The following is a 15,571-nucleotide window of genomic DNA, read 5'->3' on the forward strand; positions in this document are numbered from 1 at the left end:
GGTCGTAGCGGCCGGCGAAGGCGTGTGCGAGCGCCTCGTCGTGGTGGCGGGTCGCGCGGACGACGAGGTCGACGTCCGGGTGGGCGCGCGCCGGCGTCAGCGGGGCTCCTCCACACCGGGCGCCTCGGCCCGGACCGCCCGCCAGCCCGCCTCGACGCGGGCCTCGACGTCGCGGGCGTCCTCGAGCCGGGTGGCGCCGTCGTCGAGCAGGCGCCGGGCCAGGTCGCCGGCGAGGATCGGGGCCGCGAAGGACGTCCCGCTCCAGGTCGCGAAGCCGGAGGAGAAGTTGTCCGGGTCGATGGTCGACCGGACCCCGCCGTCGGCCGTCACCCGCGAGCTCGCCTGCTGCCCGCCGTCGAACGTCGTCGGCACCGTGCTGACGATCGAGGCGCCGGGCCGCCAGGCGCGCACCCACGGACCGTCGTTGGAGAACAGGGCCGCGGTCCCGTCCGGGTTGAGGGCGCCGACGGCCACGAGCGGCACCTCGTCGACCGACGTCTCGGTGACGACGCCACCCGGGTGCGGGGCGAAGGACGCGGGGAAGATCGGCCGGCTCGTGGCGTCGTTGCCGGCCGAGGTCACCACGAGGACGCCGAGCCGCGCGAGCGCCTGCAGGGGAGCGAGCAGCAGGGGGTCGAACGCGGCGTCGGCCGGGTCCTCGTGGTAGTAGCCGAGCGAGAGCGACACGACGTCGACCAGCGCGTCCGGCTCGTCTTCGGCCAGGGCCAGCACCTGACGCACCCAGAGCATGTTCAACGCCTGGAGGACGTCGTACTCGTCGATCACGCCGTCCGGCTGCACGACCCGGACCGACAGGATCCGTGCGTCCGGGCAGCGCTGGTGCACCAGCCCGGCGACGAACGTGCCGTGCCCCGCCTCCACGTCGAGCGACCCGGTGAGCCCCCCGGTGACGACGCCGGACCGCTCGAGGTCGGTCGCAGGGTCGGTCAGCCCGATCCGCAGCGGGCCGCAGGTCGGGGTGCGGTCGACGACGTCGTCCAGCCACGGGTGCCGGCCCGTCCCGGTGTCGAGCACGGCCACGACGGGGCGGCGGCGTCCGGCGAGCTGGGCCTCGGTCAGCCGGGCCGGCCGTGGGCCCACCCAGCGCACCGGCACCCGCCCGCCCCAGCCGGGCTGGGCGTACTCCCCGGTGGCCGCCGCGGAGGACGACCCGGCCGGGTGGGCGACGTAGGGGTGGGCGACGTACGGGTTCGGGGTGGGGGCGTGCGCGACGTAGGGGTTGGTCTGCGGGGCATGCGCGACGTACGGGTTCGGGGTCGCGGCGTGCGCGACGTACGGGCTGGGCTGCATGCCGTGACCGTCGGTGCGTTCGCCGGACCCGGCCGAGGTGGTCAGGAGGTGCTGCAGCTGGACCGCGCCCCGCCAGGAGGCGTCGACGTCCGCGCGGTAGCGCTGCAGCACCGGCCACGCGTCGGGCGTCGTCCGGGGCCGGGTGTCGTCGACGGGCCGAGCGAGCGACACCCGCACGACCAGCGGGCTGCGTCCGCCGAGGAGGCCGGCGCGGCGGACGAGGTCGACCAGCGCGGTGTCGGTGGGGTCGACCTCGAGGGCCCAGCCCTCGGCGTCGGCCGCCGACCGCAGCGCGTCCAGGACCTCCGGCTCGACCGCCCCGTCAGGCCCGGGACGCACGAGCAGCCCGCCGCCGACGTACGGGGTCGGCTGCAGCCGCTGCCCGGCGAAGCGGACCGCCGTGCCCGGGTCGAGGAACCGGGCGCCCCGCGGGTCCAGGTGGTCGCGCCGCGGGCCGTGCCGTCGAGGCGTCGGCGCGAGCGGAGGGCGCGCGGTCGGGGCGTTGCTGTCGGCGGGGTCGTACGGCATCGGCGGGCCTTCGGACGAGGAGTGATGACAGTTCTACCGCTCCGGAGACGAAAGGGCGATGGTTGATACGCCCCTGAGGGTGGGGCTTGGGTCCCGCGGGCGCACGGGTAGCGTCAGCCGGATGGAACAGCGCGTGCTCGGCCGGACCGAACGACCCGTCTCGACCGTCGGTCTGGGGACCTGGCAGCTGGGCGCCGACTGGGGCGAGGTCGACGAGCGTGACGCGGTCGCGGTCCTCGACGGGGCCGTGGAGGCGGGGGTCACGTTCTTCGACACCGCCGACGTCTACGGCGACGGCCGCAGCGAGCGGCTGATCGGCAGCTACCTCGGCGAGCACGACGACATCGAGCTCGTGGTGGCGACCAAGATGGGCCGCCGGATGGACCAGGTGCCCGAGAACTACGTCCTCGAGAACTTCCGCGCCTGGACCGACCGCTCGCGCCGCAACCTCGAGGTCGACCGCCTCGACCTCGTCCAGCTGCACTGCCCGCCGACCGCCGTCTACTCCGCCGACGAGGTGTACGACGCCCTCGACACCCTGGTGTCCGAGCACGTGATCGCCGCGTACGGGGTCAGCGTCGAGACGTCCGACGAGGCGCTGACGGCGATCAGCCGCCGGGGGACCGCGTCGGTGCAGATCATCCTCAACGTGTTCCGGCGCAAGCCGCTCGAGTTCGTGCTGCCCGCCGCGCAGGCGGCCGGCGTCGGGATCATCGCCCGCGTGCCCCTGGCCAGCGGGCTGCTGAGCGGCCGCTACGACGAGCAGACGACCTTCGCGGAGAACGACCACCGCAGTTACAACCGCCACGGCGAGGCCTTCGACGTCGGCGAGACGTTCTCGGGGGTGGACTACGAGACCGGCGTCCGCGCCGCCCGTGAGTTCTCCCGCCTCGTCGCGGCGCTGCCGTTCGAGGCCACCCCGGCCCAGGCCGCGCTCGCCTGGGTGGTCCAGCAGCCGGGTGTCACCTCGGTGATCCCGGGCGCCCGGTCCCCGGAGCAGGCGCGGGCCAACGCCGCTGCCGGCGAGCTGCCGCCGCTCGGCGACGACTTCATGGCCGCCGTCGAGGAGCTCTACGCCCGCGAGATCGCCCCGCTGGTCGCCGACCGCTGGTGATCCCGTCCCGCTGCTGCCCTCAGGGCAGCAGCGGGAGCCGGCCGACGACCTTGTCGACCCGGTTCCGGGGGCCGACCAGGCTGACCGCGAGCAGCGCGAGCTCGTCGGAGCGGTGCTCGGCCACACGCTCGAGGTAGCCGTCGTAGACCCGGGTCGCCTGCGCGTCGGCCGGCATGTCGGCCACGAAGAGGTCGGGCCGGGTGATTGCCCTGGCCCGGATGGCGGCCAGCTGCTCGGTCGTCGCGGCGAGCACCGAGCACCCCGCCCAGGGCAGGCCCGGGTGGACCGAGCCGTCGGCATCGACGGCGGCGGGACCCAGGAGACCGTCGACCCCGGCCTGCGTCGCCGCCGCGAGGCAGACGGCGGCGTTCACCGCGCGGCCCGGCGGGAGGGCCGCGTCGACGACGACGACCCACTTGAGCCGGGCGTCCCGGGTGGGCGCGTCGGTCCGCACCTCGTCGGGGGTGAAGCCGATGCGTGCGTCCGTGCGTTCGTCCACGAGTGGGTCCTGCCGTCGGTCGTGCGGTGCTGGAGGCCTCAACCTCGCCTACGCGACCAGCTGGGTCCAGCGAGTCCGTACGACGTCCGGCTAGCCTCACCCGCATGGCGGACCTCGACGTACTAGATACGGCGATCCTGGCCGCGCTGCAGGTCGACGCACGGCGGACGAACCGTGACGTCGCTGCGGCGGTCGGGGTCGCTCCCACCACCGCGCTCGACCGGACGCGGGCGCTCCGGGACCGGGGCGTCATCACCGGCGCGCGGCTCGAGGTCGACCTCGCGGCGCTCGGCCGCCCGATGCAGGCCCTCGTGGCGATCCGGATCCGGCCGCCCACCCGGGTGAACATCGAACGGTTCCGGGGGTGGGCGGCCGCGCTGCCCGAGACCGTCGGGGTGTTCGTCACCAGCGGCGCCGAGGACTTCCTGCTGCACCTCGCCGTCCCGGACACCGACGCCCTGTACGCCTTCGTCGTCGACCGCCTGACCAGCCGGCCCGAGGTCAGCGACGTCCGGACGTCGGTGGTCTACGAGCACCTGCGCAGCAACGTGCTGCCGCCCGCGCGAGGCCGGTCCCCCCGGTCCTGACCCCGCGCGGGCAGTCCTGGGCCCGTCGGCTCAGGCCGCGACCTCGGCGCGCCGACGGCTGAGCTCGGCGCCGTGCTGACGGGCGACCGCCTCGGACTCGGCGCGCATCTCGGCGGCCATGTCCTTGAACTGGTCCATCGCCGGGTTGACCCCGACCAGGGTGAAGTCGGTCTCGGTGACCGTGACGTCCAGGCCCCAGACGTCGGCGAGGACGCGACGCATCCACGGGGTGGCGTGGTCCCAGCCCTCGCGCGGGGTGCCCGCGCGGTAGTTGCCGCCGCGGACGACGACGAGCTCGGCCGGCTTGCCGGCGAGCGGCGTCTGGCCCGGGCCCATCCGCGGGTCGGCGATGACCAGGTCGACGTAGGACTTGAAGTGCTGCGAGACGCCGAAGTTGAAGAGGGGGACCGCGAAGAGCAGCGCGTCGGCCTCGAGCAGCTCGTCGACGAGGGTCGCGGCCAGGGCCACGGCCTCGCGCTGGGCGGGGGTGCGCTGGTCCTCGGGGACGTACGCGGCGGTGACGGCGTCGCCCCAGGCGGTGGCGGGGATCGGGTCGGTGCCGACGTGGCGGCGCAGGACGCGCTCGCCCGGGTTGGCCTCGGTCCAGGCGGCCTCGACGACGTCGGCGACGGCCCGGCTGTGCGAGCCCTCGACGCGGAAGCTGGCGTCCAGTCGGAAGAGAGTCATGGGAGATGCTCCACTACTGTGATCTGAGTAACTAGGAATTTCCTAGCAGGTAGCCCGATGCTAGCACCACTAGACTGGGGCGCAAGGAGTGTGGACGATGACCGACACGATCGACCCGGCGCAGGTGCAGCAGGCAGAGCAGGACGCGGACCCGGCGGCCCAGGAGCCGACCTGCGAGGACGTCGCGCCCGGGATCGTGCGCTGCGACGCGGCGCTGTCGCACGTCTTCGAGATCCTCGGCAAGCGCTGGAACGGCGTCATCGTCGGCGCCCTGTCGAACGGGCCGGCGTCGTTCTCCCGGCTCGCCCGCGGCGTGACCGGCATCAGCGACTCGGTGCTCTCCGACCGGCTCTCCGGGCTGGCGGCCGCCGGCGTCGTCACCCGGGTCGTCGACAGCGGGCCGCCGGTCTCGGTCTCGTACGCGCTCACCCCCGCCGGCCAGGCGCTGCTGCCGGCCATGGACCAGCTCAAGGTCTGGGCGCACGAGCACCTGCCGCGCGCCTGAGCGGCCGGCCCGCCCCGGGCGACGGTCGAGGGCCGCGTAGGTCAGAGATTTACCTGCTCAGCAAATCTGCGTTGCTTTCTCAGTTTCCCTGAACCGACCGTCACACGCCCGACACACTGGTCGCGGCTCGGGGGGGCTGCCAGGGCACTTCGCCCAATCTCTTCCTGAGTTCGCGCTCGTCGCACTCGGGGGGGATGGGTCATGCGCGCTGAAGGGCTGCGGCCTGACGTCTTCGTGCACCCGCAGGGGCTGTGCGACTCGACCGACGTCGGCGCCGGCACGCGGGTCTGGGCCTTCGCCCACGTGCTCGAGGGTGCGCGCATCGGGGCGGGCTGCAACGTCTGCGACGGCGCGTACGTCGAGGGCGGTGCCGTCCTCGGCGACCGCGTCACGGTGAAGAACCAGGTCATGGTCTTCGCCGGGGTCACCGTCGCCGACGACGTGTTCCTCGGCCCGGGCGTCACCTTCACCAACGACTTCACGCCCCGCGCCCACGTCCGCAAGGGACCCGACGACCTGGACCCGACCCGGGTCGAGCAGGGTGCCACGCTCGGCGCCCGCGTGACCGTGGTCTGCGGCGTCACGATCGGGGCGAACGCCTTCGTCGGCGCCGGCGCGGTCGTCACGCGCGACGTCGCCCCGCACGCCTTCGTCGTGGGCAACCCCGGGCGCCAGATCGGCTGGGCCTGCCGCTGCGGCCGCCGGCTCGACGCCGACCTCCGCTGCTCGTGCGGCCGGGCGTACGCGCTCGGCGCCGACGGGCTGCACGAGGACGTGGAGCTCGCGTGTACGTGAGCCTGCGCAACAGCCCCACGCCCGCGGCCACTGCCCCCGCCGCGGGCGTGGCTCCCGCGCCCGACCGCGAGCGCCGCACGCGCCGCAAGGGCGGCCGCGTCCCCGGGGTCGTGCTGGCCCTCGGCCTGACGAGCCTCTTCACCGACATCTCGTCCGAGGCGATCACCGCCGTCCTGCCCCTCTACCTCACCGCCGTGCTCGGGCTCGGGCCCGTGGCGTACGGGTTCGTGGACGGCATCTACCAGGGCTTCGCCTCGCTGGTGCGGGTCCTCGGGGGCTGGTGGTCCGACCGCAGCGGGCGGCCCAAGCTCGTCGCCGGGCTCGGCTACGGCATCTCCGCCCTGTCCCGGGTGCTGCTGCTCCCGGTCGTCGGCATCGCCGCCCTCACCGGGGTGGTCGCGCTCGACCGGCTGGGCAAGGGGCTCCGGACCGGGCCGCGCGACGCGATGATCGCCGCCGCGAGCACGCCCGAGCAGCTCGGGCGCAACTTCGGCGTGCACCGCGCGCTCGACACCGCCGGCGCCATGGCCGGCCCGCTCCTCGCCTTCGGCGTCCTCGCCGTCGTCCCGGCCGGGCTCGCCGGCTACCGGGCGGTGTTCGTGCTGAGCATCGCGGCCGCGGTCGTGGGGCTCGCGTTCCTCCTGCTCGCGGTGCCGAGCCGGGTGCGGGGGAGCGCTGGGCTGCCGCCGGCGCAGCAGCCGGTACGCCGCTGGCGCTGGCGCGACCTCGGCGACCGCCGGATCCGCTCGCTGATGATCGCCGCCGCGCTCCTCGGCCTGCTGACCGTGGGCGACGGCTTCCTCTACCTCGTGCTCGCCGACGCCGGCGGCATCGGCCTCACCTGGTTCCCGCTGCTGATGGTCGGGACCAACGCGGCCTACTTCGCGCTCGCCGTCCCCGTCGGCCGGCTGGCCGACCGGGTCGGACGGACCCGGGTGCTGCTGGGCGGGCACGTCCTCCTGGTCCTCGCCTACGCGGTCGCCGCGACCACCGGTGGTCACCTCGCCGGCGTCATCGCCGTGCTGCTCCTGCTGGGCTGCTTCTACGCCGCGACCGACGGGGTCATCAGCGCCCTGGCCAGCCAGTGCGTGCCCGAGGGCGCCAAGGCGACCGGCATCGCGTCGGTGCAGACCGCGGTCGGGCTCAGCCGCTTCGCCTCCTCGGTCTGCTTCGGCCTGCTGTGGCAGCTCACCGGCCGCTCGGTCGCGCTGCTCGCCGTCGGCCTCGCGCTGGCGATCGCCATCCCGGTCGCGGCCCGTCTGCTGCGCCAGCTCCCGTCCACCCCGTCCGGCGCCGAGGTGGCGGCGTGACCCGGGGGAGGATCGCCGTGCTCGGCGCCGTCGTGGCCGTGTGCTTCGCCCTGGTCGTGGTCTACGTCCTGCAGGTCCGCCACGCCGGTTCCGTCAGCGCGGCGGCGGCGCCGACCGTCTCCACGGTCCCGATGGCGGACGTGCTGGCCGGCCCGCACCTCGTGTTCCGCAACGCCACCCTCGGCGCCGACTACGGCAAGCTCGCCGCCGTCACGCTGGGCGACCCCGGCGGCGCCCGGGCCTTCGGCTCGACGAGCTGCGAGCGCGTCTACGCCACCGCCTCGGCGGGGGTCTGCGTGACCGCCTCGGGCGGCATCGCGCCGACGTACGCGGTCGCCTCCCTCGGCCCGGACCTCGCCCCGACCTCGTCCGCGCCGCTGGCCGGCCTGCCGAGCCGGGCGCGGATGTCGGTGGACGGGCGCCTGGTCTCGACGACGACCTTCATCACCGGCCACTCGTACGCGGCCTCCTCCTTCTCGACCGCCACGGTGATCCGGGTCGGCGGGCGGGACCTGCCCAACCTCGAGACCTGGACGACCTACCTGCCCGACGGCCAGCGGCTGGTCGCGGCCAACCGGAACTTCTGGGGCGTCACCTTCGCGACCGACGACGACACCTTCTACGCCACCGCGGCCTCGGGCACCACCACCTGGCTCGTGCGCGGCAGCGTCAAGGAGCGCACGATGCGCGCCCTGCGCACCGACGCCGAGTGCCCGTCGCTGTCGCCGGACGGGCGCCACGTCGCGTACAAGAAGCGGCTCGCCAACCCGACGCCCGGCGTGTGGCGCCTCGCCTCGCTCGACCTCACGACCGGGGCCGAGACGCTCCTGGCCGAGACCCGGAACGTCGACGACCAGGTCGAGTGGCTCGACGACGCCTCGCTGCTCTACAGCCTGCCCCGCTCGGGGACCGAGGCCACCACGTCCGACGTCTGGCGGGTGCCGTCCGACGGCTCCGGCACGCCGTCGGTGCTCGTCCCCTACGCCTCCTCACCCGCGGTCGTCGCCGCGGCCGCCTCGGCCGCCCGGCCATGACCACCCACCCGACCCCCGAGCCCAGCACCACCTCACACCCAAGGAGTAGTCACCGATGACGAACCTCGCGAGCTCGCTGCACCTGATCCAGGACGAGGGCTGACGTGTCCACCCTGTTCAAGCTCACGCCGCGCTCCGGCTCGGCCCGACCGCTCCCTTCCGACGAGGCGAGCCCCGTCGACTCGCGCCCGCACGTCCTGATGATCGTGCAGAACCTGCCCGTCCCGCTCGACCGCCGGGTGTGGCTGGAGTGCCGCACGCTGGCCAAGGCCGGCTACGCGGTCACGGTGATCTGCCCCAAGGGCCCCGGTGACCCGAGCTACCAGGTCATCGACGGCATCACGATCCACAAGTACCGCCCGGCGCCGAAGACGACCGGGTTCGTCAGCTACGTCTGGGAGTTCGGCTACTCCTGGCTGCGCACCGCCGCGCTGTCGGCGCGCGTCTGGGCCGACCGGCCGTTCGACGTCATGCAGGCGTGCAACCCGCCGGACACCTACTGGCTGCTGGCGCGGATCTGGAAGAAGCGGGGTGTCCGCTTCGTCTTCGACCAGCACGACCTCAACCCCGAGCTCTTCGAGTCGCGCTTCGGCAAGCCGCAGGGCTTCGGGCCGCGCTTCCAGTACTACGCGCTGCGCTGGCTGGAGCAGATGACCTACCGCACCGCGGACATGGTCATCTCGACCAACGAGTCCTACCGCGCCATCGCGATGGGGCGGGGCCAGCGCGCGGCCGAGGACGTCGTGGTCGTGCGGAGCGGTCCGGAGACGGACCGCATGCGGCCCGTGCACCCCGAGCCGTCGGCCGCGCGCGACCCCCGCAAGACGCTCGTCTACCTCGGGATCATGGGTCCGCAGGACGGCGTCGAGCAGGTCCTCGTCGTGATGGACGAGCTCGTCCACCACCGCGGCCGGACCGACGTCCGCGCGGTCCTGATGGGTTTCGGCGACTGCTACGAGGACCTGCGGTCCATGACCACGGAGCTGGGGCTGGACGACTGCGTCACCTTCACCGGTCGCGCCGGCCTGGACACCATCGCCGACGAGCTGAGCGCCGCCGACGTGGGGCTCTGCCCCGACCTGAAGTCGCCGCTCAACGACGTCTCGACCATGAACAAGACGATGGAGTACATGGCGTACGCCCTGCCGTCGGTCGCGTTCGACCTGGTCGAGACCCGGGTCTCGGGCGGCGACACGGTCCGCTACGTCCCCTCGGGCGACACCACCGCGTTCGCCGACGAGGTGGAGCGGCTGCTCGACGACGACGAGCTGCGCTGCGAGATGGGCCGGGCCGCCCGGCGCCGCGTGACGGAGGAGCTCGACTGGAAGGCCCAGGCCGTGGCCTACCGCGGGGTCTTCGCCCGCTTCACGGGCCTGACCGAGGACGAGGCGCTGACCGTCGACCCGTCGACGGTGCTGCCGCCCGAGCTCGTGGCCGACCCGACCTGCGACCACCGGGGCCGCCCGTTCGTCGAGCTCCACGACGCGGCCCTGGACGCGTACATCCTCAAGCGGGATGTCGTCGCGGCGCCCGTCCCGCCGGTGGTCGCCGGGACCGGGAACCTGGAGCTCAGCGACGCGTTCGACCTGGCCAAGTGACGTCCGGTCCGTCCACACCCTGATCCGCCGAGCAAGGAACGCACCATGAGGACGAACCTCCACCACCTCCTCCAGGAGGCCGCCGCCGCGCGACCCCACGCGCCGGCCGTCACCTCCAAGGACGTCACGGTCACCTACGGCGAGCTGTGGCAGACCTGCGAGGCCGCCGCGGGCGGGCTCGAGGCCCTGGGGCTGCGCCGCGGCGAGCGCGTGGCGGTGTTCCTCGACAAGCGCGTCGAGACCGTCGCGGCCTTCTTCGCCACCTCGGCCGCGGGCGCGGTCTTCGTCCCGGTGAACCCGGTGCTGAAGGCCGCCCAGGTGTCGTACATCCTCGGCAACTGCGACGTGCGGGTGCTGGTGACCAGCGCCGACCGGCTGGTCGCCGTCGCCGGCGAGCTGGCGGGCTGCCCGGCGCTGGAGCACGTCGTCGTCGTCGGCGACCCCGAGCGCGAGCTCCCCGTGATCGACGCGAACGTGACCCTCACGCGCTGGGAGAAGCTGCTCGTCCCGGGGGTCGGGGCGACCGGTCCCCGTCCGCTGGACCTGGACGTGGCCGCGATCTTCTACACCTCCGGCAGCACCGGGCGGCCCAAGGGCGTGGTCCTCAGCCACCGGAACCTGATCGTCGGGGCGGAGAGCGTCAGCACCTACCTCCACAACACCGCCGACGACGTGATCCTCTCGGCGCTGCCCCTGAGCTTCGACGCGGGGTTCAGCCAGGTGACCACCGCCTTCGCGGTCGGGGCGCACCTCGTGCTGCACAACCACCTGGTCGCGACCGACATCCCCCGGCTCGTGGCGAAGCACCGCGTCACCGGGCTGACCGCGGTCCCGCCGCTCTGGCTGCAGGTCATCGGCACCACCTGGCCGGACGGGGCGGCGGACACGCTGCGCTACTTCGCCAACACCGGCGGGCGGATGCCGCGCACCACCCTCGACCGGCTCCGTGCGCTGTTCCCGGGCGCCGCCCCCTACCTGATGTACGGCCTCACCGAGTCGTTCCGGTCCACCTACCTCGACCCGGCCGAGGTGGACCGTCGGCCCGACTCGATCGGCAAGGCGATCCCGGACGCCGAGATCCTCGTCGTCCGCCCGGACGGCACGCTGTGCGAACCGGGGGAGCCCGGCGAGCTGGTGCACCGCGGGGCACTCGTCGCGCTCGGCTACTGGGAGGACGAGGCCAAGACCGCGGAACGGTTCAAGCCGGTCCCCGGTGCACGGCCCGGGTGGCGCGCACCCGAGCTGGCCGTCTACTCCGGCGACACCGTGGTCGCCGACGAGGAGGGCTTCCTCTACTTCGTCGGCCGCAGCGACGAGATGATCAAGACGTCGGGCTACCGGGTGAGCCCGACCGAGGTCGAGGAGGCGGCCTTCGGCACCGGGCTGGTCGCCGACGCGGTCGCGCTCGGCGTGCCCGACGAGCGGCTCGGCGACGCGATCGCGCTGGTCGTCACCCCCGCCGTCGGCACCGCACTGGAGCCGAAGGCCCTGATCACCGCGCTGCGCCGCGAGCTGCCGCTCTACATGGTACCGAGCCGGGTGGTGGTGCGGGCGAGCATGCCGCGCTCGCCCAACGGCAAGTACGACCGACCGCTCGTCCGTGAGGAGCTGCTCGCATGAGCACCGCCGACCTGCTGGCCGACTTCGGCACGATCAAGGGCGAGCTCGCCGTCGGCGGGATGCCGCTGAGCCTGCTCGCCGCGCGCGTCGGCTCGACGCCCTTCTTCGCGTACGACCGCCGCCTGCTCACCGAACGCGTCGCGACGCTCCGCTCGGTGCTGCCCGACGGGCTCGACCTGACGTACGCGATGAAGGCCAACCCGATGCCGGCCGTGGTGCAGCACCTCGCCGGGCTCGTCGACTCCATCGACGTCGCGTCGGCGGGGGAGATGGCCGTCGCCCTCGACACGGGGATGCCGGCCGAGCGGGTCAGCTTCGCCGGTCCGGGCAAGACCGCCGCCGAGCTGCGCCGTGCCGTGGCCGCAGGCATCGTCGTCGAGCTGGAGTCGTCGACCGAGGCCCGCCGCGTCCTCGCCGCCGGAAACGAGCTCGGGGTCCGGCCCCGCGTCGCGCTACGCGTCAACCCGGACTTCGCGGTCAAGGGCTCGGGCATGCGGATGGGCGGCGGGCCGCAGCAGTTCGGCACCGACGCCGAGCAGGTGCCCGGGCTCGTCGCCGAGCTCGTGGGCGCCGACGTGGACCTGCTGGGCTTCCACGTCTTCGCCGGCTCGCAGAACCTGCGGGCGGAGATCATCGCCGAGGCGCAGCGCCGGACGGTCGACCTCGTCGTCGGTCTCGCCGACCTCCTGCCCACCCCGGTGCGCTACCTCAACCTGGGCGGCGGCTTCGGTATCCCGTACTTCGCCGCGGACACGCCGCTCGACCTCGGGGTGGTGGCCGACAACCTGGCCGCCCTGCTCGACGGACCGATCGCCGCGTACCTGCCGGAGGCGCGGACCGTGGTCGAGCTCGGCCGCTACATCGTCGGCGAGTGCGGCGTCTACGTCACCGAGGTCGTGGACCGCAAGGTCTCGCGCGGCAAGACGTACCTCGTCGTCGACGGCGGGATGCACCACCAGCTCGCGGCCTCGGGCAACCTCGGTCAGGTCATCCGCCGGAACTACCCGCTCGTCGTGGGCAGCCGGGCGGAGGAGGAGACGGTCGAGACCGCGTCGGTCGTCGGATGCCTGTGCACCCCCCTCGACCTCTTGGGCAACGACGTCGAGCTGCCCCGCACGGAGGTCGGCGACCTCGTCGTCCTGTTCCAGGCGGGGGCGTACGGCCTCACCGCCAGCCCCACCGCGTTCCTCGGGCACCCGGCTCCGGCCGAGGTCCTCGTCTAGACCTGTTCGACCACCACGAGAAGGACATGATCATGACCGCTACCGCAGACCCGTCCACCGGCTCGCTCCCCGAGGTCGCCGAGGTCCTCGTCGAGACCCTCGGTATCCAGGACCGCGCCGCCACGCTCGACGCCAGCACCCCGCTCTTCGGCGAGATGCCCGAGCTCGACTCGCTCGCCGTGCTCGAGCTCGTCTCGGCCCTCGAGGACCGCTTCGGCATCGTCGTCGAGGACGAGGAGTTCGGCGGCGAGATCTTCGAGACCCTCGGCTCGCTCGCCACGTTCGTCGACGGCAAGCGCGCCTGAGAACCCGACGAGACCGTGACCCTCCCTCCTGCTCTGCGCGGAGCAGCCTCGCGCAGCCGGCAAGCCAGGGTGGCCGTCGTCCCGTCGCCGGCCGGTGCGCCGGCCGGGGGAGGGAGCTCTTCGGTCCACGTACCTGCGCTCGACGGCCTCCGTGCGGTCGCTCTGCTCCTGGTCGTGCTGTTCCACGCCCGCATCCCCGGGTTCTCCAACGGAGATCTGGGGGTCGACGTCTTCTTCGTCCTCAGCGGGTTCCTGATCAGCGGGATCCTGCTGAGGTCCGCGGGACGCGGTCGCGTCAGCTATGCCGACTTCTACCGCCGGCGGGCGCTCAGGCTGCTTCCGGCGTACCTCACGGTCCTGATCGTGTGCGTCCTCACCGACCTGCTGCACGATTCCGGCGGCACGCTCAAGGGCGCGGCGACGTCCTTCTTCTACGTCTCCAACTGGGCCGCCGCCGCCGGGGTCGGTACAGGGCTGCTCGCGCATACGTGGTCGCTGTCGATCGAGGAGCAGTTCTACCTCCTCTGGCCACTGGTGCTGGTGGCACTTCTCGGACGCGCCCGTGGAGACCTCGGGCGCGTGGCCCGGTCCGTGCTCCTCCTGGCCGTCGCCTCCTACCTCAGCGTCGTGGCCTGCCTCCTGCTCGGCGGATCGGTGGAGCTGGCCTGGAACGCCACGACCTCCCGTGCGTTCGAGCTGCTGGCCGGGTGCCTGCTGGCGGTCGTCCTCCAGCGGCGCGGGGTGGCCGGTGCTCCGGCGCTCCGGATCGGTTCCCGGGCGACCGGTCCCGTGTCGCTCCTGGGGCTGCTCGCTCTCCTCGTCGTCGCGAGCCACGACCCGTGGAACCCGTGGGTCGAGATGCTCGTGCAGTGGCCGGTGGTCGTCGCGTTGACCGTGCTGCTGATCGTCGCCTGCGTCGCCGGCCCGAACCTGACGAAGACCGTGCTCGGGTGGGCCCCCCTGGTGGCCGTCGGTAAGGTCTCCTACGGCGCCTACCTGTGGCACTTCCCGGTCTTCGTGGTCGTGGACGGCACGCTCGGCCTGGACAGCTGGGGCCCGCGGTTCCTGGCCCTCGCCGTCACCGCCGTCGTCGTGGTGCTCTCCTACCGCTTCGTCGAGCGCCCGTTCCTGCGGATGAAGGACCGTTCCGCGAGAGCCTGACCGCCCTCGTGCGGTGCCGGGCGGCGAGCGCTGTCGTTCCCGGGGTGGTCAGCTGACGGGCTTGCCCGCGTCGGGGCCGTCATACCAGGTGTTGCCGCTGACCCGCACCGGCGGAGCGGTGGACGTCAACGGTCCGTAGGCGCCGCTCTTCGGGAAGACCGCCGTGGTGAACTCGTTGTTGGTGATGGCGATGTCCGAGATCTTGGACGGGTCGTCGGTCGACGTGTCGTAGCCGCCGTAGACGGTGTAGGCGCCGCCGCCGAGCAGGTTGCCGTCGATCTGGACGTTGCGGATCTGGTCGGCTGCGTTGGTCGACAAGATGATGGCGGAGGTGGCGCTGCCGGCGATGACGATCTTGTTGTGCAGGATCTTCAGGTTCGTCGTGCCGAGGGTCTGGATGCCGTCGTTGTGGGCGTCGTTGCCGGTGGCGAGGTCGTGGATGTAGGAGTCGCGGATGACGACGTTCGTCTGGGCCTTGAACCCGTCGACGGTGCCGTGGACGTCGCAGCGCAGGCAGGTGTAGCCGCCGCCGTTGACGGCGGAGTCGCTGCCGTTGTTGCCCTGGCCGTCGATCTCGACGTCGGTGAGGGTGAGGCCGGTGTTCCCCTCGTCGGACAGCACGTTGAAGAAGCACCCGCCTGACTGCAGGAGCGAGTTCTTGATCGTGACGTCGTCGGCCTTGATCACCAGGCAGGTGGTGATCTTCTTGGCGTCGATGACCGTCCCGTCCTTGGTGATCGTGGACGGACCCGTGTACGCCGACAGCGCGGTCCCGGCCGGCACCCCGGTGCGGACGGCCCAGGCAGCCCCTGAGGGTGTGCTGGCGGGCGTGCTGACCGGTGACGGGGATTCGGGTACGGGCGCCGCCGTCGTCTGTGTCGCTGTCGTGCCGGGCGGTGGCGATGCCGCACCGGCCGTCATCCTCTGGAGCGCGGAGCCGGCCAGCGCGCCCACGACAAGGGCCAGCGCGACCAGGACGACGAGCGCCCGCACGGATACGGTCCGACGAGCGACGGGCACCATCTGTTCCCCCAGATTCAGGGACTTGTCACCTGTCCCGCGCCAGACATCGTAGGTGTTGGGCGCGTGCGGTGGGTGAAGAATCACCCGACGCCGTCATTCCCCGCAGAAGGTCGTTCCCAACCCTCGGGGCGACGTCGGACGGACCAATCTCGATCTCCCTTTCGGGTGTGATGCAGAACACCTCGTGGGTAGATCGATCAGACGACCTCTCAGCAGCGGTTCCTGCTTGATCATCCGGCCTCATGCCCACTTGGGCACACGTGGTCTCCGG

15 protein-coding genes are annotated in these 15,571 nt (G+C 73.1%); 11 read left to right on the top strand and 4 right to left on the bottom strand.

The window, feature by feature from the left end; all coding sequences use genetic code 11:
• Positions 1–96: 96 nt before the first annotated feature.
• Positions 97–1,839 carry a S8 family peptidase gene (locus FHX39_RS05130; RefSeq protein WP_183337087.1) on the bottom strand — a complete coding sequence of 581 codons (1,743 nt, stop codon included), beginning with the start codon at positions 1,837–1,839 and terminating at the stop codon, positions 97–99.
• A 121-nt stretch (positions 1,840–1,960) separates the two neighbouring features.
• On the opposite strand from FHX39_RS05130, the gene FHX39_RS05135 reads away from it, so the two are divergent.
• Positions 1,961–2,953 carry an aldo/keto reductase gene (locus FHX39_RS05135; RefSeq protein WP_183337088.1) on the top strand — a complete coding sequence of 331 codons (993 nt, stop codon included), beginning with the start codon at positions 1,961–1,963 and terminating at the stop codon, positions 2,951–2,953.
• A gap of 19 nt (positions 2,954–2,972) precedes the next feature.
• On the opposite strand, the gene FHX39_RS05140 is transcribed toward FHX39_RS05135, so the two are convergent.
• Complete coding sequence (locus FHX39_RS05140) at positions 2,973–3,452, bottom strand: DUF2000 domain-containing protein (RefSeq protein ID WP_183337089.1); 480 nt, start codon at positions 3,450–3,452, stop codon at positions 2,973–2,975.
• A 104-nt stretch (positions 3,453–3,556) separates the two neighbouring features.
• Here FHX39_RS05140 and FHX39_RS05145 point away from each other — a divergent pair, with 104 nt between their 5' ends.
• A complete protein-coding gene (locus FHX39_RS05145; protein WP_183337090.1) occupies positions 3,557–4,039 on the top strand; it encodes an Lrp/AsnC family transcriptional regulator in 483 nt (160 codons plus the stop codon).
• A gap of 30 nt (positions 4,040–4,069) precedes the next feature.
• Here FHX39_RS05145 and FHX39_RS05150 read toward each other — a convergent pair whose 3' ends face one another.
• On the bottom strand, positions 4,070–4,726 hold the full coding sequence (locus FHX39_RS05150; protein WP_183337091.1) for an FMN-dependent NADH-azoreductase: 657 nt from the start codon (positions 4,724–4,726) through the stop codon (positions 4,070–4,072).
• Positions 4,727–4,823: 97 nt separating this feature from the next.
• Between FHX39_RS05150 and FHX39_RS05155 the strand changes: the two genes are divergently transcribed.
• The 9 genes from FHX39_RS05155 (at position 4,824) to FHX39_RS05195 (ending at position 14,277) form a co-directional block, all read left to right on the top strand.
• Complete coding sequence (locus FHX39_RS05155; RefSeq protein ID WP_183337092.1) at positions 4,824–5,231, top strand: winged helix-turn-helix transcriptional regulator; 408 nt, start codon at positions 4,824–4,826, stop codon at positions 5,229–5,231.
• A 201-nt stretch (positions 5,232–5,432) separates the two neighbouring features.
• Positions 5,433–6,026: an acyltransferase gene (locus tag FHX39_RS05160; RefSeq protein ID WP_183337093.1), complete on the top strand. Its 594-nt coding sequence runs from the start codon at positions 5,433–5,435 to the stop codon at positions 6,024–6,026.
• Positions 6,023–7,336: an MFS transporter gene (locus tag FHX39_RS05165; protein WP_332836673.1), complete on the top strand. Its 1,314-nt coding sequence runs from the start codon at positions 6,023–6,025 to the stop codon at positions 7,334–7,336. The genes FHX39_RS05160 and FHX39_RS05165 overlap by 4 nt, the downstream gene beginning before the upstream one ends.
• On the top strand, positions 7,333–8,370 hold the full coding sequence (locus FHX39_RS05170; protein WP_183337095.1) for a hypothetical protein: 1,038 nt from the start codon (positions 7,333–7,335) through the stop codon (positions 8,368–8,370). The genes FHX39_RS05165 and FHX39_RS05170 overlap by 4 nt, the downstream gene beginning before the upstream one ends.
• A gap of 104 nt (positions 8,371–8,474) precedes the next feature.
• Positions 8,475–9,968, top strand: a complete 1,494-nt coding sequence (locus FHX39_RS05175; protein WP_332836674.1) for a glycosyltransferase family 4 protein — start codon at positions 8,475–8,477, stop codon at positions 9,966–9,968.
• A 45-nt stretch (positions 9,969–10,013) separates the two neighbouring features.
• A complete protein-coding gene (locus FHX39_RS05180; protein WP_183337096.1) occupies positions 10,014–11,588 on the top strand; it encodes an acyl-CoA ligase (AMP-forming), exosortase A system-associated in 1,575 nt (524 codons plus the stop codon).
• Positions 11,585–12,811, top strand: coding sequence for a pyridoxal-dependent decarboxylase, exosortase A system-associated (locus tag FHX39_RS05185; RefSeq protein ID WP_183337097.1), 1,227 nt, complete (start codon positions 11,585–11,587; stop codon positions 12,809–12,811). The genes FHX39_RS05180 and FHX39_RS05185 overlap by 4 nt, the downstream gene beginning before the upstream one ends.
• 32 nt (positions 12,812–12,843) lie before the next feature.
• The gene (locus FHX39_RS05190) at positions 12,844–13,116 is read left to right on the top strand and encodes an acyl carrier protein (protein ID WP_183337098.1); all 273 of its coding nucleotides are present in this window, start codon (positions 12,844–12,846) and stop codon (positions 13,114–13,116) included.
• Between the two features lie 69 nt (positions 13,117–13,185).
• Entirely contained in the window at positions 13,186–14,277 is a 1,092-nt protein-coding gene (locus FHX39_RS05195) for an acyltransferase family protein (RefSeq protein WP_183337099.1), read from the top strand.
• A 48-nt stretch (positions 14,278–14,325) separates the two neighbouring features.
• On the opposite strand, the gene FHX39_RS05200 is transcribed toward FHX39_RS05195, so the two are convergent.
• Positions 14,326–15,270, bottom strand: coding sequence for a right-handed parallel beta-helix repeat-containing protein (locus FHX39_RS05200; protein ID WP_183337100.1), 945 nt, complete (start codon positions 15,268–15,270; stop codon positions 14,326–14,328).
• Between the last annotated feature and the right edge of the window lie 301 nt (positions 15,271–15,571).

Origin of the sequence: Microlunatus antarcticus (assembly GCF_014193425.1) — a bacterium.
Classification (GTDB): Bacteria; Actinomycetota; Actinomycetes; order Propionibacteriales; family Propionibacteriaceae; genus Microlunatus; species Microlunatus antarcticus.